Source organism: Achromobacter sp. 1012554356, assembly GCF_059760815.1.
In genome coordinates, this window is the sequence record NZ_JCBANC010000006.1 from 23,341 (window position 1) to 45,561 (window position 22,221).

The 22,221-nt window shown below is 63.2% G+C and carries 25 protein-coding genes; 5 read left to right on the forward strand and 20 right to left on the reverse strand.

Going from position 1 to position 22,221, the window contains the following annotated elements:
* Positions 1 to 110 precede the first annotated feature (110 nt).
* The gene (locus AC6LJW_RS04155; RefSeq protein WP_286939949.1) at positions 111 to 719 is read right to left on the reverse strand and encodes a hypothetical protein; all 609 of its coding nucleotides are present in this window, start codon (positions 717 to 719) and stop codon (positions 111 to 113) included.
* Positions 720 to 965: 246 nt separating this feature from the next.
* On the reverse strand, positions 966 to 2,195 hold the full coding sequence (locus AC6LJW_RS04160; protein ID WP_056563913.1) for an MFS transporter: 1,230 nt from the start codon (positions 2,193 to 2,195) through the stop codon (positions 966 to 968).
* A gap of 450 nt (positions 2,196 to 2,645) precedes the next feature.
* Here AC6LJW_RS04160 and AC6LJW_RS04165 point away from each other — a divergent pair, with 450 nt between their 5' ends.
* On the forward strand, positions 2,646 to 4,058 hold the full coding sequence (locus tag AC6LJW_RS04165; RefSeq protein WP_498086565.1) for a DUF2252 domain-containing protein: 1,413 nt from the start codon (positions 2,646 to 2,648) through the stop codon (positions 4,056 to 4,058).
* Positions 4,059 to 4,105: 47 nt separating this feature from the next.
* Here AC6LJW_RS04165 and AC6LJW_RS04170 read toward each other — a convergent pair whose 3' ends face one another.
* Positions 4,106 to 4,795 (reverse strand): lysozyme inhibitor LprI family protein, encoded by a 690-nt coding sequence (locus AC6LJW_RS04170; protein ID WP_056563919.1) that lies wholly within the window; start codon positions 4,793 to 4,795, stop codon positions 4,106 to 4,108.
* The gene (locus AC6LJW_RS04175) at positions 4,789 to 5,235 is read right to left on the reverse strand and encodes a rhodanese-like domain-containing protein (RefSeq protein ID WP_427987542.1); all 447 of its coding nucleotides are present in this window, start codon (positions 5,233 to 5,235) and stop codon (positions 4,789 to 4,791) included. Before AC6LJW_RS04175 ends, AC6LJW_RS04170 begins: the two co-directional genes overlap by 7 nt.
* Positions 5,236 to 5,363: 128 nt before the next feature.
* Here AC6LJW_RS04175 and ftrA point away from each other — a divergent pair, with 128 nt between their 5' ends.
* On the forward strand, positions 5,364 to 6,323 hold the full coding sequence (gene ftrA, locus AC6LJW_RS04180; protein ID WP_498086566.1) for a transcriptional regulator FtrA: 960 nt from the start codon (positions 5,364 to 5,366) through the stop codon (positions 6,321 to 6,323).
* Between the two features lie 42 nt (positions 6,324 to 6,365).
* Here the strand turns inward: ftrA and AC6LJW_RS04185 are convergent, their stop codons facing one another.
* The 9 genes from AC6LJW_RS04185 to AC6LJW_RS04225 all read right to left on the reverse strand — a co-directional run bounded on the left by AC6LJW_RS04185 (position 6,366) and on the right by AC6LJW_RS04225 (position 13,890).
* Positions 6,366 to 7,103, reverse strand: a complete 738-nt coding sequence (locus AC6LJW_RS04185) for a hypothetical protein (RefSeq protein ID WP_498086567.1) — start codon at positions 7,101 to 7,103, stop codon at positions 6,366 to 6,368.
* A 97-nt stretch (positions 7,104 to 7,200) separates the two neighbouring features.
* Positions 7,201 to 7,800, reverse strand: a complete 600-nt coding sequence (locus tag AC6LJW_RS04190; protein ID WP_498086568.1) for a BPSL1445 family SYLF domain-containing lipoprotein — start codon at positions 7,798 to 7,800, stop codon at positions 7,201 to 7,203.
* Positions 7,801 to 7,922: 122 nt separating this feature from the next.
* The gene (locus AC6LJW_RS04195; RefSeq protein ID WP_056566826.1) at positions 7,923 to 8,393 is read right to left on the reverse strand and encodes a YMGG-like glycine zipper-containing protein; all 471 of its coding nucleotides are present in this window, start codon (positions 8,391 to 8,393) and stop codon (positions 7,923 to 7,925) included.
* 563 nt (positions 8,394 to 8,956) lie between these two features.
* Positions 8,957 to 9,682, reverse strand: a complete 726-nt coding sequence (locus tag AC6LJW_RS04200; protein WP_427987548.1) for an amino acid ABC transporter ATP-binding protein — start codon at positions 9,680 to 9,682, stop codon at positions 8,957 to 8,959.
* Positions 9,679 to 10,395: an amino acid ABC transporter permease gene (locus AC6LJW_RS04205; protein ID WP_056563934.1), complete on the reverse strand. Its 717-nt coding sequence runs from the start codon at positions 10,393 to 10,395 to the stop codon at positions 9,679 to 9,681. The genes AC6LJW_RS04200 and AC6LJW_RS04205 overlap by 4 nt, the downstream gene beginning before the upstream one ends.
* Positions 10,396 to 10,397: 2 nt before the next feature.
* Complete coding sequence (locus AC6LJW_RS04210) at positions 10,398 to 11,099, reverse strand: amino acid ABC transporter permease (RefSeq protein ID WP_400524174.1); 702 nt, start codon at positions 11,097 to 11,099, stop codon at positions 10,398 to 10,400.
* A gap of 28 nt (positions 11,100 to 11,127) precedes the next feature.
* Positions 11,128 to 11,955, reverse strand: coding sequence for an ABC transporter substrate-binding protein (locus AC6LJW_RS04215; RefSeq protein WP_056563939.1), 828 nt, complete (start codon positions 11,953 to 11,955; stop codon positions 11,128 to 11,130).
* A gap of 46 nt (positions 11,956 to 12,001) precedes the next feature.
* Complete coding sequence (locus AC6LJW_RS04220; RefSeq protein WP_498086569.1) at positions 12,002 to 13,219, reverse strand: aminotransferase class I/II-fold pyridoxal phosphate-dependent enzyme; 1,218 nt, start codon at positions 13,217 to 13,219, stop codon at positions 12,002 to 12,004.
* Entirely contained in the window at positions 13,216 to 13,890 is a 675-nt protein-coding gene (locus AC6LJW_RS04225; protein ID WP_498086570.1) for an RraA family protein, read from the reverse strand. The genes AC6LJW_RS04220 and AC6LJW_RS04225 overlap by 4 nt, the downstream gene beginning before the upstream one ends.
* A gap of 214 nt (positions 13,891 to 14,104) precedes the next feature.
* On the opposite strand from AC6LJW_RS04225, the gene AC6LJW_RS04230 reads away from it, so the two are divergent.
* Positions 14,105 to 15,004: a LysR family transcriptional regulator gene (locus AC6LJW_RS04230; protein ID WP_056563946.1), complete on the forward strand. Its 900-nt coding sequence runs from the start codon at positions 14,105 to 14,107 to the stop codon at positions 15,002 to 15,004.
* Between the two features lie 50 nt (positions 15,005 to 15,054).
* Here AC6LJW_RS04230 and AC6LJW_RS04235 read toward each other — a convergent pair whose 3' ends face one another.
* The 4 genes from AC6LJW_RS04235 to AC6LJW_RS04250 are packed head-to-tail and all read right to left on the reverse strand — an operon-like array spanning position 15,055 to position 19,161.
* Positions 15,055 to 16,038 (reverse strand): Bug family tripartite tricarboxylate transporter substrate binding protein, encoded by a 984-nt coding sequence (locus AC6LJW_RS04235; protein WP_056563949.1) that lies wholly within the window; start codon positions 16,036 to 16,038, stop codon positions 15,055 to 15,057.
* 47 nt (positions 16,039 to 16,085) lie between these two features.
* A complete protein-coding gene (locus tag AC6LJW_RS04240) occupies positions 16,086 to 17,084 on the reverse strand; it encodes a phosphoglycerate dehydrogenase (RefSeq protein WP_498086571.1) in 999 nt (332 codons plus the stop codon).
* A gap of 17 nt (positions 17,085 to 17,101) precedes the next feature.
* Positions 17,102 to 17,944 carry an HpcH/HpaI aldolase/citrate lyase family protein gene (locus tag AC6LJW_RS04245; protein ID WP_498086572.1) on the reverse strand — a complete coding sequence of 281 codons (843 nt, stop codon included), beginning with the start codon at positions 17,942 to 17,944 and terminating at the stop codon, positions 17,102 to 17,104.
* On the reverse strand, positions 17,935 to 19,161 hold the full coding sequence (locus AC6LJW_RS04250) for a CaiB/BaiF CoA transferase family protein (RefSeq protein WP_498086573.1): 1,227 nt from the start codon (positions 19,159 to 19,161) through the stop codon (positions 17,935 to 17,937). The genes AC6LJW_RS04245 and AC6LJW_RS04250 overlap by 10 nt, the downstream gene beginning before the upstream one ends.
* A 215-nt stretch (positions 19,162 to 19,376) precedes the next feature.
* Here AC6LJW_RS04250 and AC6LJW_RS04255 point away from each other — a divergent pair, with 215 nt between their 5' ends.
* Positions 19,377 to 19,841 carry a MarR family winged helix-turn-helix transcriptional regulator gene (locus AC6LJW_RS04255; RefSeq protein ID WP_498086574.1) on the forward strand — a complete coding sequence of 155 codons (465 nt, stop codon included), beginning with the start codon at positions 19,377 to 19,379 and terminating at the stop codon, positions 19,839 to 19,841.
* A gap of 85 nt (positions 19,842 to 19,926) precedes the next feature.
* Here AC6LJW_RS04255 and AC6LJW_RS04260 read toward each other — a convergent pair whose 3' ends face one another.
* Positions 19,927 to 20,181, reverse strand: coding sequence for a hypothetical protein (locus AC6LJW_RS04260; protein ID WP_056563962.1), 255 nt, complete (start codon positions 20,179 to 20,181; stop codon positions 19,927 to 19,929).
* Here AC6LJW_RS04260 and AC6LJW_RS04265 point away from each other — a divergent pair.
* Positions 20,181 to 20,624 carry a DUF695 domain-containing protein gene (locus tag AC6LJW_RS04265; protein ID WP_498086575.1) on the forward strand — a complete coding sequence of 148 codons (444 nt, stop codon included), beginning with the start codon at positions 20,181 to 20,183 and terminating at the stop codon, positions 20,622 to 20,624. The genes AC6LJW_RS04260 and AC6LJW_RS04265 overlap by 1 nt on opposite strands.
* A gap of 51 nt (positions 20,625 to 20,675) precedes the next feature.
* Here AC6LJW_RS04265 and AC6LJW_RS04270 read toward each other — a convergent pair whose 3' ends face one another.
* Positions 20,676 to 21,323 carry a GntR family transcriptional regulator gene (locus tag AC6LJW_RS04270; protein ID WP_498086576.1) on the reverse strand — a complete coding sequence of 216 codons (648 nt, stop codon included), beginning with the start codon at positions 21,321 to 21,323 and terminating at the stop codon, positions 20,676 to 20,678.
* A gap of 80 nt (positions 21,324 to 21,403) precedes the next feature.
* On the reverse strand, positions 21,404 to 22,216 hold the full coding sequence (locus tag AC6LJW_RS04275) for an HpcH/HpaI aldolase/citrate lyase family protein (protein WP_498086577.1): 813 nt from the start codon (positions 22,214 to 22,216) through the stop codon (positions 21,404 to 21,406).
* Positions 22,217 to 22,221: the final 5 nt, after the last annotated feature.

Genomic DNA, 22,221 nt, shown 5'->3' on the forward strand with positions numbered 1-22,221 from the left:
CCACGTGCCTGCCTGGATACCGTGAGGCGTTCAAAACGGTTGATGGCTCAATCAATTGGGAATGGCCGCTCTATTCCGGGACATGTCGCGCGCGCAAAACGACAGGCCGCTTAGGGCTCCAATCCCGCCACCGGCAAAGCGAACAGCACGATCCCCGGATTCGCCACGACAAACCCCGTGCCCGCCAGGAAGATCACGGGCGACAGCGCGCGCGCCATGTCCGCGCTACCTTGCGAATCTTGCACCGTAATGCGATACGACTGGTCCAGCGCCGTCTCCGTGGATCCGCCCGCCTGCGCCGCACCCGGCGTCGCCGGCCGGGCAAGATAGCGTTTGCCCTTGAGGTGGTGGGTGTAATAGACCATCCCTTCCTTTGTGGTCTGAAAGTGCATGGCCAGCGCCTGCTCCCGATCACGCGGCGTCGCGTTGTCCTTCAGTTGCAAGCGCACGTAGCCCCACGTGAAGCCGTCGGCCCCGACATAAAAGTTACGCGGAATCCCTGCGGTCAGGCGGGTGCGAAAGTCGGCTTTCATCGCCTGCGCCATCGCGGGCGGCATGTCGAACAGATAGTGATACTGCGGGCCCAGCACCGCAAACGTCTTGCCGTCCGACGACACCATCAAAGTGGAGACGTTTTCGGTGTAGGTCTTGGTCGACGCGCAGCCCGCCATCAGAAGGGCAAGCGCGGAGAGAAGCAGCGTGGTCAGAAAGCGTTGCATGGATCCATTGGTGCGTGTATTACCCGAGCACTACACGAACCAGCGCAACGTGTAGGCGTTGTACTCATCGCGTCAGATTGTAGACGCCAAAATCAAGCTGGTTTGTGCATTGCGCTCACCTGCGCGCTGACAGTCGAACAAGGTAAGAAATGGGACGAATGATTCGATGACTTCCATAGTCTGGCTCCGCTCGCCGGCCGACTGGCGCGGGGCGGTATAAATCCGTCACCGCGTTCATCACGATGTTCAAGAAGGCGCCGGGGAAGTATGCCTATCCCGAGGCAAGAAAAACAGCACCAACAACGAGCATGCTCCGGCGCAAAGGAACGCGATATCGTACCTGCCGCTGATCGCCACCGTCGCCGCGAAAGCAGCCGGCGCCACGATGTTCACCAAACTGACCAATATCGAGGCGCCCGCAGCAGTTTCCGCGATTTGGTGGGCCGGCGAGCGCCGGGCAACCTCCGCAATTTGCACACCGTTCCAACTTGCCGCGGAACAGCCAGCGACAAAGGCTAGAACCATGAGAGACCACAGCGGCCATTGCGCAGTGGTAAATCCCAAGAGAATTGTCGTGCCTGCAGAGAACAGGGCAGCAATCGACAGGCTTCCCGTGGCCGAACCCAAGCGGTCCGAGAGCCAACCCAACGCAATTCTGCCGACGACCCCGCCTACCTGCATCACGGCAAATATCGCACCCGCCAAGCTCAAGGAAAAGCCCAGCCTGTCCACCAGATAAACCACGGTGAATGCGAACCAGCAGCTTTGGGATACGGCAAACAGGCTGCCCACAATCGACATCTTCAACAAGCCGGGATTGTTTCCTAGCGACGCCAACGGCACGCTGAGCATGCGTAACGAGTGCAGCGTAGGCACGATGGATGTCCGCCGCCTCTTCGCCGAACCTCTCACATCCAAGATCTCGCTCAATCGCCAGGTCAGCGCGGTTGGTACCAATACAATCACCGCACAGACAATGAGGGCCAAACGCCAACCGATAAGGGCGATCACTACGGGAATGCACAGCCCCGCGATCATTCCGCCCAGAGGAACTCCCGCCTGCTTGACCGAGAACATGAGATTGCGCATCTCCGGCGGCGAGAATCTCTGCAGCACCTCACTGCCCGCCGGGTTCGCAGCCCCGTTGCTCATACCCATGGCAAAGCAGGCCACCAGGGCTACGGCCATGCTCGGGTAATAGAAAAGTCCCATGCTTGCCGTTCCCAAGACCAGCGCAAGCTGCAGACTGCGCGTTCCTCCAATTTGCCGAAGCATGGACGAGCCGACAACGAGAATCATCAGGCCGCCTAAAGCGTTGCTCGCAGTCAGGTAACCGATGGAACTACCGCTCCATCCGAACTCTTCGGACATTGCAGTGGCAACGATCGGGATGAGGCGTGAAAGAAACGCGGAGACAGTCTGTAGCGTAAAAATGGCGACTACAGGCATGACCCATGCGGTGGAAGAGCTCTTCATGGCGGTGGGACCCAAGATGGTGACGAGGGTGATCTCTCGTTAAAGCCAGGCGAAATGATACCTACTGCGCGGCGTCTGATTCGCCGATGGGACCGTCGCCCGTGACTATCTGCATGTTCAGGGCGACCTCAAAGCCCGCCCCCGGCCGAGATGGTCCGGGCCTGGTCGTCGAACTTGGCGCTCGCGGAATCGTTCGCAAACCCAGGTCGAGCCCGGAAGCCCCCCGAAGCACCAAGATAAGGCTGCGTGCCAGGCTTCGCGATAATTGGCCAGACACGAGAAATCCATCATTGATTTCGTCTTAAATCTGTGTAGCCTTTCGAAGTAGCAACCAAGCCGCACCGCTTTGCCAGATCGCTAGCCAGCGTCTATTGCGTCTTCCGGGATGCTCGCTGGTTTGCCCGTCCGCATGTCACTCGTACGTATTTCCTTAAATACCAGAGGGCGAAAATGGTTGAACCCCAAACCCTGGCGGAGCGGAAAACGGTAGGCCGGCAGGCGCGGCGCCGAGCGAAGCGATCTCAACATGCGCAGATCGGCAACACGGCGCGTGATCCCATCGAGTTTCTGAAAGCCAATAGTGCTGGCCGCGTCGAGGCACTGATTCCATTGCGTTATGGGCGCATGGCGGTGTCGCCGTTCACCTTCTTTCGAGGCAGCGCGATCCTCCAGGCCCACGACCTTGCGGGGACCGTCGATTCCGGCATCGTCTTTCCGATCTGCGGTGACGCCCATCTGATGAACTTCGGTGGCTTTGCAACACCGGAACGACAACTTGTCTTCGATCTGAATGACTTCGACGAAGCCGCGACGGGTCCATGGGAGTGGGACGTAAAGCGCCTTGCGGCGAGCTTGGCGATCGCCGGTCAACATGCGGGCGCTAAAAAAGGCACGATCAGCGACTTCATACACACGGCCGTCCTCGAATACGCTGCGCGCATGCGCGAGTACTCCAGCTTCAGCGCCCTCGAAATGTGGCACGAAATCCTTTCGTTCGAACGGTTGCGGGACAGTGCAGCAACGGACGAGGGGCGCAAACTCATCGACAAGACGATTGCAAAGGCCGGAACCCGTACCCACGACAGCGTATTGAGCAAAATGGCCGTGCAGCGCGACGGCGCCTGGACAATTCAAGATGCCCCGCCCGCCTTGTTCCATCCGGCGGGCCCGGCCTCGTTGCTCGGCCCCGCCAGCAACTGGACCGATACACATGCCTGGCGAGGCAAGCTGGCCAAGGCATTCGAGGCTTATACCGAGACGCTATCTGCCGACCAGCGCACCTTGCTACGGCACTACACGCTGAACGACATCGCCTTCAAGGTCGTCGGTGTAGGCAGCGTGGGAACTTTCTGCCTGGTGATGCTGTTCATCGATGGGCATGGGAAACCCTTGTTCCTGCAAGTCAAGGAAGCGCGCAATTCGGTGATCGCCGACTACTACCCCGCGTCAGGGGAGAAGCACCAGGGCGAGCGCGTGGTGGTCGGACAGCGGCTGCTGCAAGGCGCAAGTGATGCCTTTCTTGGCTGGACGTCCGGGCCTGCTGGCCGGAACTTCTATTTCCGGCAGTTGCGTGACATGAAGGTGTCGGCGGAGATCGAGCGTATGAGCAATACCTTGCTCCTGGGCTATTCCCGCTTTTGTGGCTGGGCGATGGCGCGAGCCCACGCCAAAGCCGGCGGGAAGGCCGTTGAGATTTCTGCCTATCTGGGGCGTGGAGAGGGCTTTTCCGACGCGCTGAACAAATACGCATTGGCTTATGCAGATCAGAATGAAGCGGACTATACGGCCTTCATTCGTGCGTGCCGCTCTGGAAAGCTGGAAGCCAGAAGCGACGAAGACATGGCAGCGGATTTCCGCATTTGAAGTCTTCTTTCAGACGCCCTACCCGCAGGCACGCATTTCGCTATCGCTCAGCGTATCGGGAAGTACATACCAGCCAAGGTTCCATTCGCGCCGCAATAGGGCGGACCCGATGCACCCGCGCCGGGCGGCTGCTCCTCGACGACCAGCCCATCACCCTGGCGCTTCAGGTTCAGAACCCAACCCTTGGTGTCGACGCTCTTGACCTGCAGGCGCTCGCCCTTGGCCTTGCCGGAGGCTTCCACGTTGCACGACCAGCTTCCGGTGCGAGGCTGGTCGGCCGAACCTTCATACAGGATGTCGCCGTCGGGCTTCTTCCAGAGCGTGATCTCGCCCGAGATGTTGCGCCATCTGCCGGTAAAGCCCTTGCGTTCGCCCAAGTCCAGCGAGGCGAGGAACGCGTCTCGATGTTTCATGCGGGTCGCGATTTCCTCGACGGGCTTGTTTTTGTCGAACGGCTTCTCGAAGGCGTCGTCGCGCACCTTGGTGAAATCGCGTTGGTCGCGCAACAACGCTTCGGCCGTCGCGGAGTCCAGGGATTTGCGCGCTTCGTTGTAGCGCTTGGCGATGCTTGCATCGAGCGCCGCGAGTTGCGGATTGGCGCAGATGGCTTTTTCTGCTCCCGTGCGTGCCTTGGCGCAGTCAAACGAAGGCGAGACCTCCGTCGCCGCCGCGGCGGACAGGGAAAGTGCGCACAGCACAGCGGCGCAGGCGGCGGGGAGTATCGTTTTGGTCAGCATGGTGTCGTGGATGATAGCGAGAATTTGCCCTGCCCGTCATCACTTCCCACAAGCGGAAAACGCTCATCGAGCCATCCCGTGATACCGCCGCGCATCACCTTCACCGGCCGCCCCAACTGAGCAAGCCGTATTGCGCCCCGTGTCGCGCCATTGCAATGCGGACCCGCGCAGTACGTCACGAAAATCGTGTCCATCGGATAGCTGGCCAACTTCGACTCGACGATTTTTCCATGCGGCAGATTTACCGCGCCTGGCACATGGCCCTGCGCGAACAGCGCAGGGCTACGCACGTCCAGCAGCACAAAGCCCGGTGTTCCGCCAGCGAACGCGCTGGAGACATCTGAACAATCGGTCTCGAATTGCAGCTCCGCGCGAAAGTGGGCGAGCGCGGATGCGCTGTCTGCGGCGGGGATGGCGGTGACGGGATTGGTGGTCGGCATAAGAGAACCTTGAACAATAGGCCTAAGGAAGAGATTCGCCCGGAAAGATCGATCCAGGAGCCTCATTCTGACGTCGCACCGCGATCCGGATAAGTGGCGTAAATGCCATTAACCGGTAACATCACGCCATGCACAAACATCTCGTCGTCGCGCTGGCCTATGACCGGCTGTGTACTTTCGAATTCGGCTGCGTGACCGAGCTGTTTGCGCTCGAGCGTCCGGAGCTTGGCGTCGATTGGTATCGCTTTGCAGTCTGCGCAAGCGAGCCCGGCCCGCTGCGTGCGGCAGGGGGCATCACGGTTGCCGCGCCCTACACCCTCAAGCTGCTCGATCAGGCGGACACGATCGTGGTCCCCGGCTGGCGCGATGCGGACGAAATGCCGCCATCGCCGTTGCTGAAGAAGCTCCGCAAGGCGTACGAGCGGGGCGCGAGGCTCTGCTCGATTTGTTCCGGTGTGTTCGTGCTGGCGGCGGCGGGGGTGCTCGACGGGAAAACTGTCACCACCCACTGGCGATACGCCGCAAAGCTGCAGCAACGCTACCCGCAAGTGCGGGTCGAGCCGGATGCGCTGTATGTCGATGAAGGACAGATCATCACGTCGGCAGGCTCGGCAGCCGGTCTGGACATGTTGCTTCACCTCGTGCGACGCGATTACGGGGGAGCCGTGGCAAACCGGGTCGCGCAGCGGCTCGTGGTGGCGCCGCATCGGGAGGGTGGTCAGGCGCAATTCGTGCCGCGCCCCATGCCGCATGACGAAAGCGGGCGCGTGGCCAAGCTGATGGACTGGATGCGCCGACATCCCGCTTTGCCGCACACCTTGCGCTCACTGGCAGAGCACGCCGCCATGAGCCCGCGCACGCTGCAACGGCAGTTTCATGACGCGACGGGCATGGCGCCGTATGAATGGCTTGTCCGGGAACGGGTGGCGGCCGCCCGGGACATGCTCGAAGCCAAAACGCCCTTGCCGATTGGCCGCATTGCCGAACTGGCCGGGTTCGGCTCGGAAGAGTCCATGCGCAGGCACTTCCGGCGCATCGTACTGACGAGTCCGACCGCTTACCGGGACAAGTTCGGCAACGGCGTGTAGGCGGTTTCGGGAAGACCGCTCAACTCTTGGCAGCCGTCGGCCCTACCAGCGGATCGTATACGGCCTGTCCCCCAGCCCCCACACGCCGTCTTTCCGTTCCAGCATGATGTGCCGGGTTTCCCACTCGTCCGGCTGATCCTTCGAGGGAAAGCCGCTTATCTGAGGATAGAACGCGGGGTCCGCCGCCCAATCCGCGGTGGCGCGATCCAGCCGCCATTCGAACTTCACCGCCGACACCGCGTTGGGGTTTTCGTCGAACGGATTCTTGCCCGGCTTGGTGTAGTTAAGAATCTTGCCGACCTGCAGGCCAGGGGCGCAGAACTTCGCGGTGTAGAGCAGTTTGGAACCGAAGAGGGCTTGGCCGTCGGTATAGTACGCGCGGCCCTTTTCGGTCAGCGCCATGTGGCTAGTGGCGTCGTCGGGATCCTCATCCGGTTTTGGAGGTGAACCGTCGCCATCGGCGCTGACGCGCTTGACCGTGATGAGTTCGTGCTTGATCAGCGCTTGCACGATTTTGTCCTGCTCTTGCAGAAAGACAGTGTAGACATCGGTCGGCAAGGGCCGCACACCCACCACGTTGACGCAGGCGCTGCCTGGCGCATTGGTGGGCGTCGCCATGGCGTCGACCAGGATGTTGTGTATCTTGCTTTCGGTCAGGCCTGGGCCCAGCGGGGATTCCTTCCAGGCATAAAACCCCACGGCTGCGACGATCGCCAGACCCAAGGCCCAGACCTTGCGCGGAATTCGGCGGCGTTTGGGCGTGCGCGACTGCTGATTCATTCCCTTCCTTGCGGCTGGTGGTCTCGCGATAGTAACGCGGGACGCAGGGGGCTTGCAGCGCGCCCGGCCGCGTCCCGCGGGTGGACCCATTCCGCCGTCAGGGCTCGTACTTCGAGATCTTCGTGCCCTCGAGCGATACGCCTGCCATCAGGCCTCCGTTGTTCATCACGAAGCCAACAATCGGCTGCTTCGCGGTGTTCGTGTCGATGCGTCCGTTAGCGCCAATATTGACGATCGCCACCGTGGCATCGGCGCCAACGGTCCAGCCGCTGCTGTTGCGAAACTTGTTCAAGGCGTCATCCGTCATGAACAGCAGGACCATGGCCTTCGATTGCGCACCCGCTTGAAAGCCGATCGACCCGGATGTGGTGTGGTAGTAGCCTACCGCCGACTGCCCCACGCGCAGCACACCTTTGCCATGCTCGGCGCCGACAATGAAACTTCCGCTGAGCACATCCGGGAAAATCAGCACGCCCCTGGCACGAGCGACCAGTTCCCTGGACGACGGTGCGGCTTCGTAAAGCTTGGACAGGGTCGCGTTGGCCGCGTTGTTCAACGCTTCCCGCGTATCGGTTTTCGGCGCGGCGGACGGCTTGGACGGCGGCGTCGTGGTACAGCCGCCAAAAACAAGGCCAGCCGCAACGATGGTGAAGAGGGCCATACCTGTCCGGCAGACGGCAGAATATTTATGAGACATGACGTTCTCCTTTTGTGGTGTGTCGCACGGGAAACTAGGCAAGACATGAAGAAAGCAAGGGGAAAACCGGCGCCGGGAAGGACGCGCGGGCCACGCGATCGCTACGGTATGACCATGCGCGTTCAGGGTGCGACCTGATAGCCGCGCTGCTGCATGCAAGCGGCATAGGCCGACGATGCGTTCGTAGTCTGCTGCGCCTGGTCCGCGCGATCCTGACGCCGGTCCTGGCGTTGGCGCGACCCGCCCACCACCATGCCCGCTGCGGCGGCGTCCTTCGCCTGGTTCTGTCGGTACGCCTGCTTGGTGTCGTCATCCATGCGGTCATACACCTCTTCGTGCTGGCGGCCACGCGCGCCCGCGACGGCAGCGCCCGCTGCGGCACCGGCTGCGGCGCCGCGGGCTCGTCCGCCCGCCGACGGCGTGTCGGCGCCCGCCGCGCTCGTCGTGTTGGCCGACTGCGCCTGGCACGCGGCGATGTCCTGCTGGGTCAGTTCGGGAGTCTGACCTTTGAGCGGCGTAACGGTCTGGGCGGTCGTTGACAGGCAGACGCCTGAGAGCACGATCGCCATACAAGGGAAAATCGACTTGTTCATGAGAATCTCCAGGTCCACATCGCCCGGGTCGCCAGCGCTCATGTCCCGTTTGGCGGACACCAGCACCAGCCCGGCTTTCAGGCTTCCAAAGGTGGAAAGCTCCGTGTCATGCAGTTCAGGGGTACAAGTTCGAACAGCCGTAGACGAGCAGCGTGTTTCGCGGGCCCAGCGCGAAGCACGAAACCAACTCAAACGGGAAAAGGCGGGGTAGATGAGACGTATCGCGGATATTCATTGCGGCCTCCGATGCATAAGACAACGGTCAATGAAGATGCCTCTTGCGCAGCTCCTAAAGAGCGGCAAGTGCCGAATTGCGATTCGTCACATGGGACTTGTTCTGGTCAGGCGCCAGGCGCAGCGCACCATGATTGATGCGACAACTACCCCTTGCGGGTGATCGTCCCAATAGTCTCAAAGATGCTGATTCTGCAGATGAATATACTGCGCCGAATAAAAAACGACACCATCGTTTTTACAGTGACGGAAGACACCTCGGCCGGTTGGTGGTCGCCTTGCGGCTGGCGGTCGGGCGATAGTAGGGCTGCCGCGCGGCAGCCCCGGTTTCAATGGCGGATTTCCGCCAGAAACTTCTGCGCGCGGGCAGTCTGCGGCCTGTTGAAGAACGCGTCCGGCGTTCCGGTTTCCACAATGCGCCCGGCGTCCATGAACCACACGCGATCCGCGACTTCCCGGGCGAAACCCATCTCGTGCGTGACACACACCATGGTCATGCCGTCCTTGGCCAGGCCCTTCATCACTTGCAGGACCTCGCCGACCATTTCCGGGTCCAGGGCGCTGGTCGGTTCGTCGAACAGCATGACGGGCGGGCTCATGGCCAGCGCGCGGGCAATGGCCACGCGCTGCTGCTGACCGCCGGACAATTGCGCGGGGAAGGCGTCCGCCTTGTGGGCAAGCCCCACCCGTTCCAACAGTTGCATGGCGCGCTCGCGGGCTTCGGGGCGGCGGGCGCGCTTGAGCTGCAGCGGCGCCAGCATCAGGTTGTCCATCACGGACAGATGCGGAAAGAGATTGAACTGCTGGAACACAAAGCCGATATGGCTGCGCAGCGCGTCCAAGTGCACGTCCTTGCCGTAAATGTCCTTGCCGTCGACTTCAATGACGCCCTTCTGGATGGGCTCCAGCCGGTTGACGGTGCGGATCAGCGTGGATTTACCCGAGCCGGACGGCCCGCACACCACGACGACCTCGCCTTTGCCGACCTGCGCCGTCACGTCGGCCAGGGCCTGATATTCGCCATACCACTTCTGCACTTCGGAAAATCGGATCATGTCGGCACCACTTTCTGGGTAGGCGCAAGTCCGGCGCGCCGTCGGCCAATACGGCGTTCGGTCAGGTGCACCAGGGAACTCAGGCCAAAATTCAGGACGAAATAGGTCAGCGCAAGCAGCCCGAACACTTCGAACGGCTTGGTCAGCAACACGCTGTTGATCTGGTTGGCGGCGTAGGTCAGCTCCTGCACGCTGATCACATAGGCCAGCGAGGTTTCCTTCACCGTGGAGACAAACTGGCTCAGCATGCTGGGCAGCATGTTGTAGAGCGCCTGCGGCAGGATGACGCGACGCATGGTCTGCATGTAGGACAGGCCCAGCGCCCGGCTGGCTTCCTGCTGCCCTGGCGGCAACGCCTGGATGCCGGCGCGGATGATTTCGGCCAGATAGGCGCTTTCGTAGCAGACCAGCGCCACCACCATCGTGGTTGTGCCGGCGACGGGGCGGCCGATGATGATGGGCACGAAGAAGTAGGCCCAGAAGATGAACATCAGCAGCGGCAGGCCGCGAACCAGGTAGACCACGGCCGACGAGGGCCAGTAGAAGATCCGGTATGGGCTGATTCGCCCCAGCGCCAGCAGCACGCCGCAGGGTAGCGCCAGGGCGAGGCTGATGGCAGCCAGACCCAGGGTGGCGGCCAGTCCGCCGATCGGACCATGCGGATACTGGCCGATCAGAAGCAGCAGCCAATTGTCTTTGAGGATGTCCCACATGGTCAGCGCACTCCCAGCGGACGGTAGCGTCGTTGCAGGATCGCGCCGCCGCCCATGATCAGGAACGAGAGCACGAGATAGATGGCCGTCACCGCCGCATAGGCCTCGAACGTGCGAAACGTGTTGTTCTCGATCTCGCGCCCGGCCGCCGTCAGCTCGGTGACGCCGATGGCCATCGCCAGGCTGGTGTTCTTGAGCAGCAGCAAGGTCTGGTTGAGCAACGGCGGGATCGCAATGCGGAAGGCCTGCGGAAGCACCACCTTGCGCATGGTCTTCAGGAAACTCAGGCCCAACGCCCGCGCGGCCTCGACCTGCCCGGGCGGGATACCGCGCACCGCGCTGCGCAGATCTTCACAGACGTAGGCCGACATCACCAGCCCGATAGCGATGCAGGAAAGGATGAACTCGCTGCCATGACTGTTGAGCCAGTCCGTGACAGGGGCCGGCAGCAGCGCGGGGACGCCGAAATACCAGAACATGATGTGCACCAGCATGGGCACGTTGCGGTGGAACGCGACATACGTCGCGATCAAACCATTGGCAACGGGCGAGCCCGTCAGGCGGATCACCGCCAGCAGGCTGCCCACGAAGAACGCCAGAATCCAGGAAAGCCCGGCCAGCGCCAAGGTGGTGATCAACCCCCTGAGCAGCCAGTCCGGGTACTCGCCTTGAAAAATGGCGCCGAAGTCGAAGATGTAATGCATCGAACCAGGCTCCAGCGCGCGCGGCGCATCAACCCTTGATGGCTTCGATATGGAAGTCGCGCTTGATGTTGAACTGGGTGCCGGTGCCGAACCACTTATCGAAGGTCTTAGCGGCCTGTCCGGAAGCCTCCATACCGTCCAGCACCTTGTTCACCTGATTCAGCATCGCCGTGTCGCCCTTGCGCACGCCGACGCCCCACGGTTCGATGAACAGCGCGGGCTCCAGGATCTTGACCGGCACGGCGCTCGAGGCGGCCTGGTTCTGCAGCTTGACCAGCATCAGTTCCGAACCGACGAAGCCGCTCACCTTGCCCTGCTGCAACGCCAGGAACGCGCCGCTGGGATCCTTGAAAGTGACGGGTTCGACGTTCGGGATGTTCTTGCGCGCGCCCTGCTCCGACGACGATCCGCGCACGGCGCTGACCCGCTTGCCGGCGAGATCGGCGGGCGCTTTCAGATCCTTGTCCGATTCACGCGACAGGATCTTCTGCGGGCTGACGAAATGCTGGTGCGAGTAATCGATCTGCTTGGCGCGCTCCGGCGTCCAGCCCAGATTGGCTGCCACCACGTCGACGCGGCCGGCGATCAGTTCGGGGATACGTGCTTCGACGGCGATCAGCTTGAGCTCGAGCGGCACGCCCAGGCTGTCGGCCAGCGCCTGGCACACGTCGACTTCATAGCCGACGATGCCGCGGGTCTTCGGATCCTGGAAGCTGAACGGCTCGGCCGTGCCCATGGTGCCGCAGATGAATTTGCCGCGTGCCTTGATGTCCTGAAGCGTGTCGGCATTGGCAGCGGGAGCAAGCGTCGCGGCCAGGCCAACGATGGCGACGAAGGAGGAGATGAACGTCTTCATGGAATTCCCTTGATATGTAGGTATGGATGCTGCAAAAAAGCCGGTGTCAGGCCAGCCGCGCGCACGCGTCGCTGATCCGGCGGCAACCCTCTTCGATGTTTTCCATCGACGTCGCGAAGCTCAGCCGCAGATACGGCGACAAGCCGTACGCCGTGCCGTCCAGGCAGGCCACGCCAGCCTCGTCCAGCAGGTACATCACAACGTCGAGATCGCTGCCCAGCTTGTGGCCGGCAGGCGTGGTCTTTCCCATCAAGCCTTCGACTGAGGGATAGACGTAGAACGCGCCCTCCGGCACCGGGCAACGGATGCCAGGCACCGCGTTCAGCAGCGCCACGATGCGGTCGCGCCGATCATGGAACAACGCGTTGGCGTCATGAACGCACTGCTGATCGGCGGTCAGCGCGACGCGCGCGGCCGATTGGCTGATCGCGCTGACGCAGCTCGTGCTTTGCGAGATCAGCGTGGCCATGGCCTTGATCAGCGCCTTCGGGCCGCCCGCGTAACCCAGACGCCAGCCCGTCATCGCGTAGGCTTTCGAGACGCCGTTGATGGTCAGCGTGCGCGCGGCCAGCTCCGGTACCACTGCCGCGGGCGACACATGCCGCGCGCCGCCATAGGACAGGTGTTCGTAGATCTCGTCGGTCAGAAGCCAAACATGCTGATGCCGTGCCAGCACCTGCGCCAACGCGCGCAACTCGTCCGCGCTGTACATGGCGCCGGTGGGGTTGCTGGGCGTGTTCAGCAAGACCCACTTCGTGCGCGGCGTGATGGCGCGCTCCAAGGCGGCCGGGGTCAGCTTGAAGCCGTCCGACTCGGGACAGATCACCACGACCGGCGTGCCGTCATTGACCAAGACCATGTCGGGATAGGAGACCCAGTACGGCGCCGGAATGATCACCTCGTCGCCGGCCTGCACGGTGGCGGCCAGCGCGGTGAAGATCAGCTGCTTGGCGCCCACGCCGATGATGAGTTCGTCCGTGCCGTACTCCAGGCCGTTCTCGCGCTGAAATTTGGCGCGCACGGCGTCAAGCAGCGGCTTGGCGCCGACAGAAGCCGTATAGCGGATATCGCCGCTGTTGAGCGCGTCTATGCCTGCCTGGACAATATGGCCCGGCGTGGGCAGGTCGGGCTCGCCCACCGTGAAGTCCACGATGTCGCGGCCCTGGGCGCGCAGTTGGTCGACCCGGCTCTTGGCCACCATGCTGGGCGACGGTTTGATGGCGCGGGTGCGTCCGGCCAGGAAATCCGCGGTTACGGCGCTCATGCGAGCCCCCGCGCGGCAAACGCAGCCTGCATCCAGCTCTGGCTTTTCTCGCCGGTGGCGATTTCCGCCATGATGCGCGCTTCCTTGTCGGCATGCGCACGGGCGGCGGCGATCAGGGCCTCGGCGTCCGACGCCGCGAAGCTGACCAGCCCGTCCTCGTCGCCCACCAGGATGTCCCCCGGGTTGACGACTTGCCCGCCGATCGAGACCGGGACGTTGACCTCGCCGGGGCCGTCCTTGTAGGGGCCGCGGTGGATGTGGCCGCGCGCATAGCAAGGGAAGCTGTCGGCTTCGAAGGCAGCAACGTCACGGATCGCGCCGTCCACCACGACGCCCGCGCAGCCATGAACCTGCAGATAGCGCTTCATGATTTCGCCGAGCACGGCATTGGACAGATCGCCGCCGGCGTCCACCACCAGTACGTGGCCCGGCTGGATCTGCATCATGGCCTTGTAGATCAGCAGGTTGTCGCCGGGGCGGGTCTTGACCGTCAACGCGGTGCCGACCAGCTTGCCGCTTCCGTTGTAGCGGCGCAGTCCGCAGATGCCTTCGCGGCGTGCAAGGTTGTCGCTGAGGTGCGGGGTGACGATGCCTGCAAGCGCTTCGCGTATGGAAGCGGGCGCAACGGGAGGTGCGGGCAATTGGCGCGCGCCGGTGGAAATGGAAGCCATGTCGGTCTGCTTGTCCTAAGTCGAAGGACGCTCCGTATTTCGCGCTGTCGCTAGCGAGGCGGGGCGGCCGGTAATGAATCAGACCGAATGGTGCGAGCTTTTGCGATTCCGAAAAAGGGATTAAATTTCAGCGAACTTCATCACTTCTTAGAATATAGGGGTTACCCCCTATCGGAACTTTCGGAATGAACCTCATGCCCTGCTGCACGCCCGCATGCTGACTTTCAAACAGATCGAAGCGCTTTACTGGACCGTGCGGCTGGGGACTTTTTCTGCCTCGGCGCAGAAGCTGCACACCACGCAATCGGCCATCACCAAGCGCATCCAGGAACTCGAAGCCGACTTCGACATCGCCCTCTTCGACCGGTCAGGCCACCGGGCCGAGCTGACGGCGCGGGGGCATGAGATCTACGCCTTGGCCGAGCAGATGCTGGGTCACCGCGACCGCTTGCTGGCTCGCCTGAAGGGCCAGCACACGCTGACGGGCACCTTCCGGTTCGGCATCACCGAGATCACCGCGATGACGTGGCTGCCCGCCCTCATCCGTCTGCTGCGCGTGCACTATCCGCGCATCACGCTGGAACCGCACATCGACCTGGGCGCCGATCTGCTCAAGCGTCTGCAGGCCGGGCAACTGGACATGGCCTTTCTTCACGGTGAGTTCGCCGAACCGAATTTGCAGGTCGTCGCGCTGCAGCGCCTGGAATTTGCCTGGATGGGCAGTCCCGACCTGATCGACGCCAGCCGCATCTACACGCCGGCCGAAATTGCCCGGCTGCCGCTGCTGCGCCAGAGCCGCGAGTCCGGGCTGAACATGATCTACGACGGCTGGCTGCGCCCGCACACGGCGGCGAGCAACATCTTCACGATCAACAGTCTCATCGCGATGGCCGGTTTGACCGCCGCCGGGTTCGGCGTGAGCTGCCTGCCACGCGACTACTTCGCGGACATGGTCAGCGCGCGGCAACTCGTCATCGCGCGCACCACGGTCGCGCCGCCTCAGTCGGTGTACAGCGCGATGTTCCGCCGGGATGCGGATGTGGCGTTTTGCGAGAGCGTGGCGGAATTGGCGGAAAGCTGCTGCGAGTTTTCAACGGGCTGGCGTTTGCGTTAAGGCGGGAAAATGGCCGCATGCGCGGCCGCTTCAACCGGGGTCGCGCTGGATCAATCGACCTTTGCGCCCGACTGCCGCACCAGCTCCGCCGCCGCCGGCATCTGCTCTTTCACGAACGCCCAGAACTCGTCCGGCGTATTCGGTTTTCCGGGAAACGCGCCCTGCTCGACGAACTGCTTCTGCATCTCGGGCTTGGCGATTGCCTTGTTCAAGGCCGCATTCAACGTTTCCAGCACCGGCTTCGGCGTGCCCGCCGGGGCGACAAGACCGTACCAGTTATCCGTGTAGAGCTTCGTGCCCTCTTCTTCAAAGGTCGGAACATCCGGCATGGCGGGATGGCGCTCCCTTGCCGCCACGGCCACTGCGCGCAGCTTGCCGCTTCGCACGTACGGAACAGGCCCTGTCGTAATGGCAAAGTCCATGCGGCCGGCCATCAGATCGACCAGCATCGGGCCGGAACCCTTGAACGGAATATGCGTGATATCGAGGCCGGTGAGCTTGATGAACTGGGCCGCGGCCAGATGCTGGGACGAGCCCGAGCCGCCGGATCCATAGTTCAGCTTTCCAGGCTGCGCCTTGGCCGCCGCGATGATGTCCGGGACCGATTTGAACGGCGAGTCATTCGGGACCAGCAGCGTGCCCGGGGATGTGTTGATCTGGCCGATTGGCGCGAAGTCCTCGATCGGCCGGTAGGGCAGCTTGGAGAACAGCGCGGAATTGAAGCCATGGGACGCGGAAGTGGCGAGCATGATCGTGTAGCCGTCGGGCTTGGCTTCGGCGACGAGCTTGGACGCAATGTTGCTGCCCGCGCCCGGGCGGTTGTCAACGATGACCGCCTGCTTCAATGTCGCCGCCATTTCGGCGGCGACAAGCCTGGCAAGCACGTCCGCGGATCCTCCCGCGGCCCAGCCCACAATCAGGGTGATGGGGCGCTCCGGAAAGGCGCCTTGGGCGAGGACGGGAAGGTGCGCACCCGCCAGACTCGCAAGGGCGAGGCAGAGCAGGCGGCGCCGGGTGGCGGCCGAGGTCTTCATGGTTTGTCTCCTGGTGGTTTTTTTTGGGGGTGGTAAGAATCGTGGCGCTATGGCGATCTTCCATCGACGACGATGACGTCCGGGGGCAGCGGCTGGCCTTGGAGCGCAGCCACCACGCACTGCGCGGCGCGTCTGTTGGCGCGCGCCAGTCCTTCACGGCTCGAGCCGCCGGTGTGCTGCGTGCAAATGACATTCGGCAGCGCCAGCAACTCGCGGGTGACCGCCTCAAGCGACGCGTCACGTTCCGATCCGATGACATCGAGCCCCGCGCCAGCAAGCCTTCCGCGCCGTAGCGCCGCCAACAATGCCCCATCCTCGACCAGTTCGCCGCGTGCGGTGTTGATGAGTATCGCGTCGGGCTTCATGCGGACCAGGGCGTGCTCGTTGATCAGGTGCCGGGTGGAATCGGTCAGCGGGGCGTGCAGGCTGATGAAGTCGCTGTTTGCCAGGACAGTATCCAGCGTAGCCAGTTGCACGCCGTGCAGGTCCGCTTCATCTTGACGCAGGTAGGGGTCATGCGCGATGACGCGCACGTCGAACCCTGCCAGCCTGCGTGCCACCAGCCGCGCGATACGCCCCATGCCGATCAATCCAACCGTCTTTCCCGACAGCTCCGTCCCCACGAGAACGCCCTTCTCGCCGGACTGCATGCGCCGGTGCGACTCGACGTAGCGTCGCCCCACGGCGAGCATCAATCCGACAGCGTGGTCGGCCACGGTCGCTTCATTGCTGCCGGGTGTGATGGTCAGTAGCCTGCGGTGCGCCTTCACGGCGGCGGCATCGATCGTGTCGTACCCAACGCCCCGCCGCGCGAGCACTTGCAGTTTGGGGTAGCGCGCCAGGAGGTCCGACGAAACCGGGGGGATTCCCATGATCCAGGCGCGGCAACGTGCGAGCGCATCGTGCATATCGCCCGTGATCACCGAATCGACCGCGTCAGGCGCAATGCCGCCCGTAAGCACTTGCAGACCCGCATCGCGCAGGATGTCCGCCGCCTTGTCATCAAAGAAGCGCGCGGTCACGAGAACACAGGTTGTTGGAATCACGGCATCTCTCGTTGGTGCTAGGAACGCAGCCAGCGCCGCGCGCGCTCGACGATGGGGCGATCGATCATTCGACCGTCCAGCGTCACCACCGCAAGCCCTTGGGCATTGGCCTCGTCATCTGCCGAGAGCACCCTGCGCGCCCAAGCGAGTTCATCCTCGGACGGGCCAAACCCAACGTTGGCCACAGGCACTTGCCGGGGATGTATGCAGGCTGTGCCACTGAAGCCGACATTGCGCGCAAGCCGGATCAGACTGGCGAACGCCGCCATGTCGTTGATTTCCGCGATGCTGCCGGGCAGGCCCCAGCACGCCAGCCGGTATGCGCGTGCGCAACACGTCACGGCCTGCGCCGCCCACAAGAGGGACTGCGGATCCGCTGGCACGCCCATCTCGGTTGCGTAGTCCTCGGCGCCGAACCCCAGCGCCGCCACCCTGGGGTGCGACGTGGCGATGCGTTGCGCCTGCATCACGCCCAGCGGCGTTTCAATGAGGGCGGCGATGGGAAGGCCGGCAGCATCCGGCGCCTGACGCCCATCGATACATGCCGCAAGCGCCTGCACGTCTTCCGGCGACTCGACCTTTGGCAGCAATATGCCGTGCAACCGCGATAGCGGCAGTGCGTCAATGTCCAGCGCAAACAGATCCCTGGACGCATTCACGCGAACCATTACGGGAATCACGTCGGCCAGCGCCTCGATGGCGCGCCGGGCCATGACGCGCGCCTCGCCTTTCAGCGCGCCGGGGACGCCATCTTCGAGATCAATGATGATCGCATCGGCGCCGCGCGCCGCCGCCTTGGCCCACAGATGCTCCGAGGTGGCGGGAACGAATAGCAGGGAACGCACGTCATTCAGTTGCACTTGATTGCTCCGCGCGCTGAGAGTTCTTCGATATGCGCGTCGTCCAAGCCCGCCTCCCGCAGGACTTGCGCCGAGTGCTGTCCCAACAGCGGTGCGGCATGCCTGATCTGGCCGGGCGTGTTGACAAGGCGCGGCATGACGTTCTGCATGAACGTGCCGCCGGCTTGAGATGGCGTCACGTAGCAGGCGCGATCGACCACGTGGGGATCGGCAGCAAGCGCGGCGGCGTCATGAATCGGCCCCGCAGTCACGCCTTGAGCGCGCAGATGCGCCAGGCATTCGTCGCGGTCAAATTTGGCGATGGCATCGGCGATGAGGGCATCGAGCTCTGCATCATTGGCGAGGCGCGCGGCATTGGTGGCGAAGCGCGCCTGCCCGGCGAGATCGCCGCGGCCGATGGCCTCCAGCACCCGGCGAGCCATGGCGTCCGTGGATCCCGACAACGCCACCCAACCGCCGTCCTTGCACTGATACACCCCGCGGGGAGACGCGATTTTCACGGAAGGTCCCGTCACCCGGCCGGTAGCCGAATATGTGGTGACGTCGGGACCCATGATGGCAAGCATCGGCTCAAGCAGGGAGAGGTCCACCACCTGCCCCTGCCCGCCTTTTACTTCGACCTCGCGGACCGCCGCCACGGTCGCAAACGCGCCAGCCAGGCCGGCCACCATGTCGGCCAGCGCCAGGTTGGGCAGCTGGGGAACGCCATCGACAGCGTGCTTATGCGCAAACCCGCAAAAACCTTCGAGCAGGCTGCCGAATCCCGGCAGATCCCGATACGGCCCCGTCTGGCCCCAACCGGAAATGCGCACGATCACGAGCTGACGGTTGATGTCGTGCAACGACGCCGGCGCCAGTCCCATGGCCTCCAAGGTACCGGGCCGGAAGCTCTCGATCAGCACCTGCGCGCCTGCCACAAGCCTGCGCAACAATTCGATGGCCTCATGATCACGCAGGTCCAAGGCGAGGCTCTTCTTGTTGCGGCCATACACCTGCCACCAGGCGTCCAGGAAGGCGCCATCGCCCAGATCTTCACGCCAATGTCGCAACGTATCGCCTTCGCGTGCGGACTCCACTTTGATGACGTCGGCGCCGAAATCTGCCAGTTGCATGGACAGCATGTTTCCCGCAACCAGCCGTGAAAGATCCACGACCCGTACGCCGGACAGCGGGCCCGCCGAAGCGCTATTGGGTGGGGTAGTCGAATTGCGTTCCATAGAATCGGGCAGAAGCTGTTGATGGGCGGGCGGCTGGCATGAACGATGCGGGCGCGCCGACTTGCACGTGCGCGGCAACGCGGCCCTTTAGAATGCAACCACCGTTCAGCCTTGATCCATCCTAACGTAGACTATGTGCTATGGCAAATAATGATATAGCAAGGAAAACCCTACCCGCTTCCGGACCGAAGCGTAAGCCGGCGTCCAAAAAGGACGTGGATTCGCACCGGCCCGAGGTGCTCATCACCTATCGCGTTTCCGTCCTGGCGCAAACGCTCTCGCGCCTGGTTGATGCGTCGGTTCGCGCGAATCTGGATCTGACAAGCCGCCAGTGGCGCGTGCTGGTGGTGTTGAGCCGGCTAGGAGGTTCGTCCGCGTCCGGGGCAATCGCACGGATGGCCAGCTTCGACCACAGCCAGGTCAGCCGGGTCACGATGGAGCTGGCCGAGAAAGGCTTGCTGACCATGTCGAACGATCCGGATGACCGCCGCAAGCAGATCCTTACCTTGACGCCGGATGGGATCGAGCAGCTCCGGCTCGGCCTGCCTCATTCCCTGGAACGGGAAGCGCGGCTACGAGGCCGCTTGACTGAAGACGAGTACGCCAGCTTCATGAAGGTGCTCGGCGTGCTGGAGGACGAGGCAAACAACCTCCTGGAAGAGGTCAAGCGTGGCGGCTGACATCCCTTCCGCGAGCAGATCCGCTTGCCGGCCATGCACGAGCGAACGCGCCCGGGCGTAGTCGACCGGAACAATCTCGCCCGGGCTACAGCATCCTTTTTTCGACGTGCGAATAGCCAAAGTTGTAGAAGCTGCCAACCCGGGACAGCATCTCGGGTTCTTTATCCCGCTCTGCCCAGATGCGCGCCAACCGCAGCGTGTCCAGCTTGGTGACTTGAATATCCACACAGATCAAGGAGATCGCATTGGTGCTGAATTCAGGCTGGCCGCGCGGCGGCGCGCGATTCGTTGCGATAGACTCCCGGCTTGTTTGGCATTGAATCAGCAGGAGTTCACGCAATGAGCAGCATTTTCCCAGACGATATGTGGGCGGTCGGCGAAGCCCGGATCAACGGTCTTCCGGTTGTCATTCGTTTTCGTACCGGGCTGCCGCCCGAGTCCGATCGCCAGGTCAACGACAACCTGATCATCATCACCTGGGCGTATCAGGGCATCGAGACCGGCATGCCGAATGACGAAGACAAGCAGCGCACCAACGCGTTTGAAGAAGCCATCGAAAAGGGCTTCGAGAATTCGGACGCGGGTGTGCAGGTGGCTTGCCTGACCGGCAATCATCAGAAGGAATGGCGTTACTACACGCCGAATGTCGAAGCCTTCCTGGAAGCGTTCAACACGTGCCTGGCGGGGCATCCGGCCTATCCGATCGAACTGCGCATGTTCAAGGATCCGGACTGGAATGCCTTGTCTGGATTGCAGCCCGAAGGGTCGGACCAACTGCATTGATGGTCGCGGGCGTCGGTCAAGCGCTGCGGCAGGAGCCACAGCGCGATCGTTCTACTCTGTTTGCGCCGCTTCACTCAGCGATTTCAGCACGGTCCAGCCGGACTCGATGTGCTTGCGCATGGCCAGCATGGCGGCCGAGGCGTCGCCAGAAGCGAAGGCCTGCAGGATTTCCTCGTGTTCACGCACGGCGTCCGCGCCACGCCCCGAGGCCGAGTTGATCAGGTCGAAGGGATAGCGCGCCCAAAGGATCTGCACGAAGTGCAAGGTCTGCGGCAATTGGGCGATGTCGTAGAGCTGGCGGTGGAAGCGGTAGTTGATGCCGCGCGCGGTGGCACGGTCGCCGCTTGCAAAGGACTTGGCGAAGTCGTCGGCCAGGATGCGCAGTTCGGAGATGTCGTCGGTGGTGATGCGTTCGATGGCAGCGCGCACAAGCTGTGATTCGAGCAGCAGACGCAGTTGCAGGATCTCGGCCGACGCGCCGGCGTCGAACGGCACTACGCGCGCGCCCCGGTAGGAATCGCCGCTGATGTAGCCCTCGGCCTCGAGCAGCTTCAGCGCCTCGCGCACGGGCGTGATGCTCAGACGCAATTGCTCGGCGATCTCGGCCTGCTTCAAGCGCGAACCCCGGGGAAAGACGCCCGAGATGATGCGCTCTCGCAGGTAGTCAGCGACCTGTTCCTCTTTTGTTCGGTATTCCATCGATTAAGCCTGAGTGGCCCGGACGAGCCGGATAAACCTGCTTGCAGGCCGCGAAGCCCCTGTGGGCCCGATTCTACCCGTTAAGTCATGGCTGCACCCGCCGCTTCGGCCACGATGCGGCGCGCCTGTTCGACCACCGGTCTGTCGATCATTTTTCCGTCCACGGCCGTGGCAGCCCCGCCGCTGACGGCGTCGGCGGCCAGCACCCGCTCCGCCCATTCCCGCTCGGCCTCGGTCGGCAGCCAGGCGGCATTGACGTGCGGCACCTGGCGGGGATGTATGCAGAGTTTTGCGCCGAAGCCCAGTTGGCACGATCGGACCGCGTCTAACCGCATCTGCGCCGGATCGGTGAACTCCAGGCTGACGCCGTCGATGGGCGGCGGCAGGCCGGCATGACGGGATGCCAGCACGATCGCGGTGCGCACGGGCGTCATGGCTTCACCCTCATCCGCAATGCCGCTATCCATGGCGAAGTCCACACTGCCAAAAGCAATACGCGCGAGGCCCGGCATGTGCGCCAACGCGGGCAGATCCATGTGGCCCCTTACAGTTTCCAGCAGCGCGATGATCCGTCGCCCCGGCAGGACCCTGAGCGCCGCCGCGAGCGTGGCGGCATCCGCCTTGGGCAGCATGACACCTGCGCCGGGCAGCCCGCGTAGCGCGGCCATGTCGCATTCGTGCCAAGGCGAGTCGGCGGGATTGATGCGCACCCAGGCCTGGCTGCCCCGAGCAAGCCAGGCGGCCACCTCTGCGCGAGCCCGGTCCTTGGCGGCCGGTGCAACGGCGTCCTCCAGATCCAGGATGACTTCGTGCGCGCCGCTGGCGACGGCGCGGTCGTAGCGCTCGGGACGGTCTCCCGGCACGAAAAGCAGGCTGCGGACAGGAGGCTTCACGGCTG

What these genes read in the sequence shown, in the direction of transcription:
- AC6LJW_RS04155 (WP_286939949.1), bottom strand. Translation starts at nt 719, where the DNA reads ATGCAACGCTTTCTGACCACGCTGCTTCTCTCCGCGCTTGCCCTTCTG.
- AC6LJW_RS04160 (WP_056563913.1), bottom strand. Translation starts at nt 2,195, where the DNA reads ATGAAGAGCTCTTCCACCGCATGGGTCATGCCTGTAGTCGCCATTTTT.
- AC6LJW_RS04165 (WP_498086565.1), top strand. Translation starts at nt 2,646, where the DNA reads ATGGTTGAACCCCAAACCCTGGCGGAGCGGAAAACGGTAGGCCGGCAG.
- AC6LJW_RS04170 (WP_056563919.1), bottom strand. Translation starts at nt 4,795, where the DNA reads ATGCTGACCAAAACGATACTCCCCGCCGCCTGCGCCGCTGTGCTGTGC.
- AC6LJW_RS04175 (WP_427987542.1), bottom strand. Translation starts at nt 5,235, where the DNA reads ATGCCGACCACCAATCCCGTCACCGCCATCCCCGCCGCAGACAGCGCA.
- ftrA (WP_498086566.1), top strand. Translation starts at nt 5,364, where the DNA reads ATGCACAAACATCTCGTCGTCGCGCTGGCCTATGACCGGCTGTGTACT.
- AC6LJW_RS04185 (WP_498086567.1), bottom strand. Translation starts at nt 7,103, where the DNA reads ATGAATCAGCAGTCGCGCACGCCCAAACGCCGCCGAATTCCGCGCAAG.
- AC6LJW_RS04190 (WP_498086568.1), bottom strand. Translation starts at nt 7,800, where the DNA reads ATGTCTCATAAATATTCTGCCGTCTGCCGGACAGGTATGGCCCTCTTC.
- AC6LJW_RS04195 (WP_056566826.1), bottom strand. Translation starts at nt 8,393, where the DNA reads ATGAACAAGTCGATTTTCCCTTGTATGGCGATCGTGCTCTCAGGCGTC.
- AC6LJW_RS04200 (WP_427987548.1), bottom strand. Translation starts at nt 9,682, where the DNA reads ATGATCCGATTTTCCGAAGTGCAGAAGTGGTATGGCGAATATCAGGCC.
- AC6LJW_RS04205 (WP_056563934.1), bottom strand. Translation starts at nt 10,395, where the DNA reads ATGTGGGACATCCTCAAAGACAATTGGCTGCTGCTTCTGATCGGCCAG.
- AC6LJW_RS04210 (WP_400524174.1), bottom strand. Translation starts at nt 11,099, where the DNA reads ATGCATTACATCTTCGACTTCGGCGCCATTTTTCAAGGCGAGTACCCG.
- AC6LJW_RS04215 (WP_056563939.1), bottom strand. Translation starts at nt 11,955, where the DNA reads ATGAAGACGTTCATCTCCTCCTTCGTCGCCATCGTTGGCCTGGCCGCG.
- AC6LJW_RS04220 (WP_498086569.1), bottom strand. Translation starts at nt 13,219, where the DNA reads ATGAGCGCCGTAACCGCGGATTTCCTGGCCGGACGCACCCGCGCCATC.
- AC6LJW_RS04225 (WP_498086570.1), bottom strand. Translation starts at nt 13,890, where the DNA reads ATGGCTTCCATTTCCACCGGCGCGCGCCAATTGCCCGCACCTCCCGTT.
- AC6LJW_RS04230 (WP_056563946.1), top strand. Translation starts at nt 14,105, where the DNA reads ATGCTGACTTTCAAACAGATCGAAGCGCTTTACTGGACCGTGCGGCTG.
- AC6LJW_RS04235 (WP_056563949.1), bottom strand. Translation starts at nt 16,038, where the DNA reads ATGAAGACCTCGGCCGCCACCCGGCGCCGCCTGCTCTGCCTCGCCCTT.
- AC6LJW_RS04250 (WP_498086573.1), bottom strand. Translation starts at nt 19,161, where the DNA reads ATGGAACGCAATTCGACTACCCCACCCAATAGCGCTTCGGCGGGCCCG.
- AC6LJW_RS04265 (WP_498086575.1), top strand. Translation starts at nt 20,181, where the DNA reads ATGAGCAGCATTTTCCCAGACGATATGTGGGCGGTCGGCGAAGCCCGG.
- AC6LJW_RS04270 (WP_498086576.1), bottom strand. Translation starts at nt 21,323, where the DNA reads ATGGAATACCGAACAAAAGAGGAACAGGTCGCTGACTACCTGCGAGAG.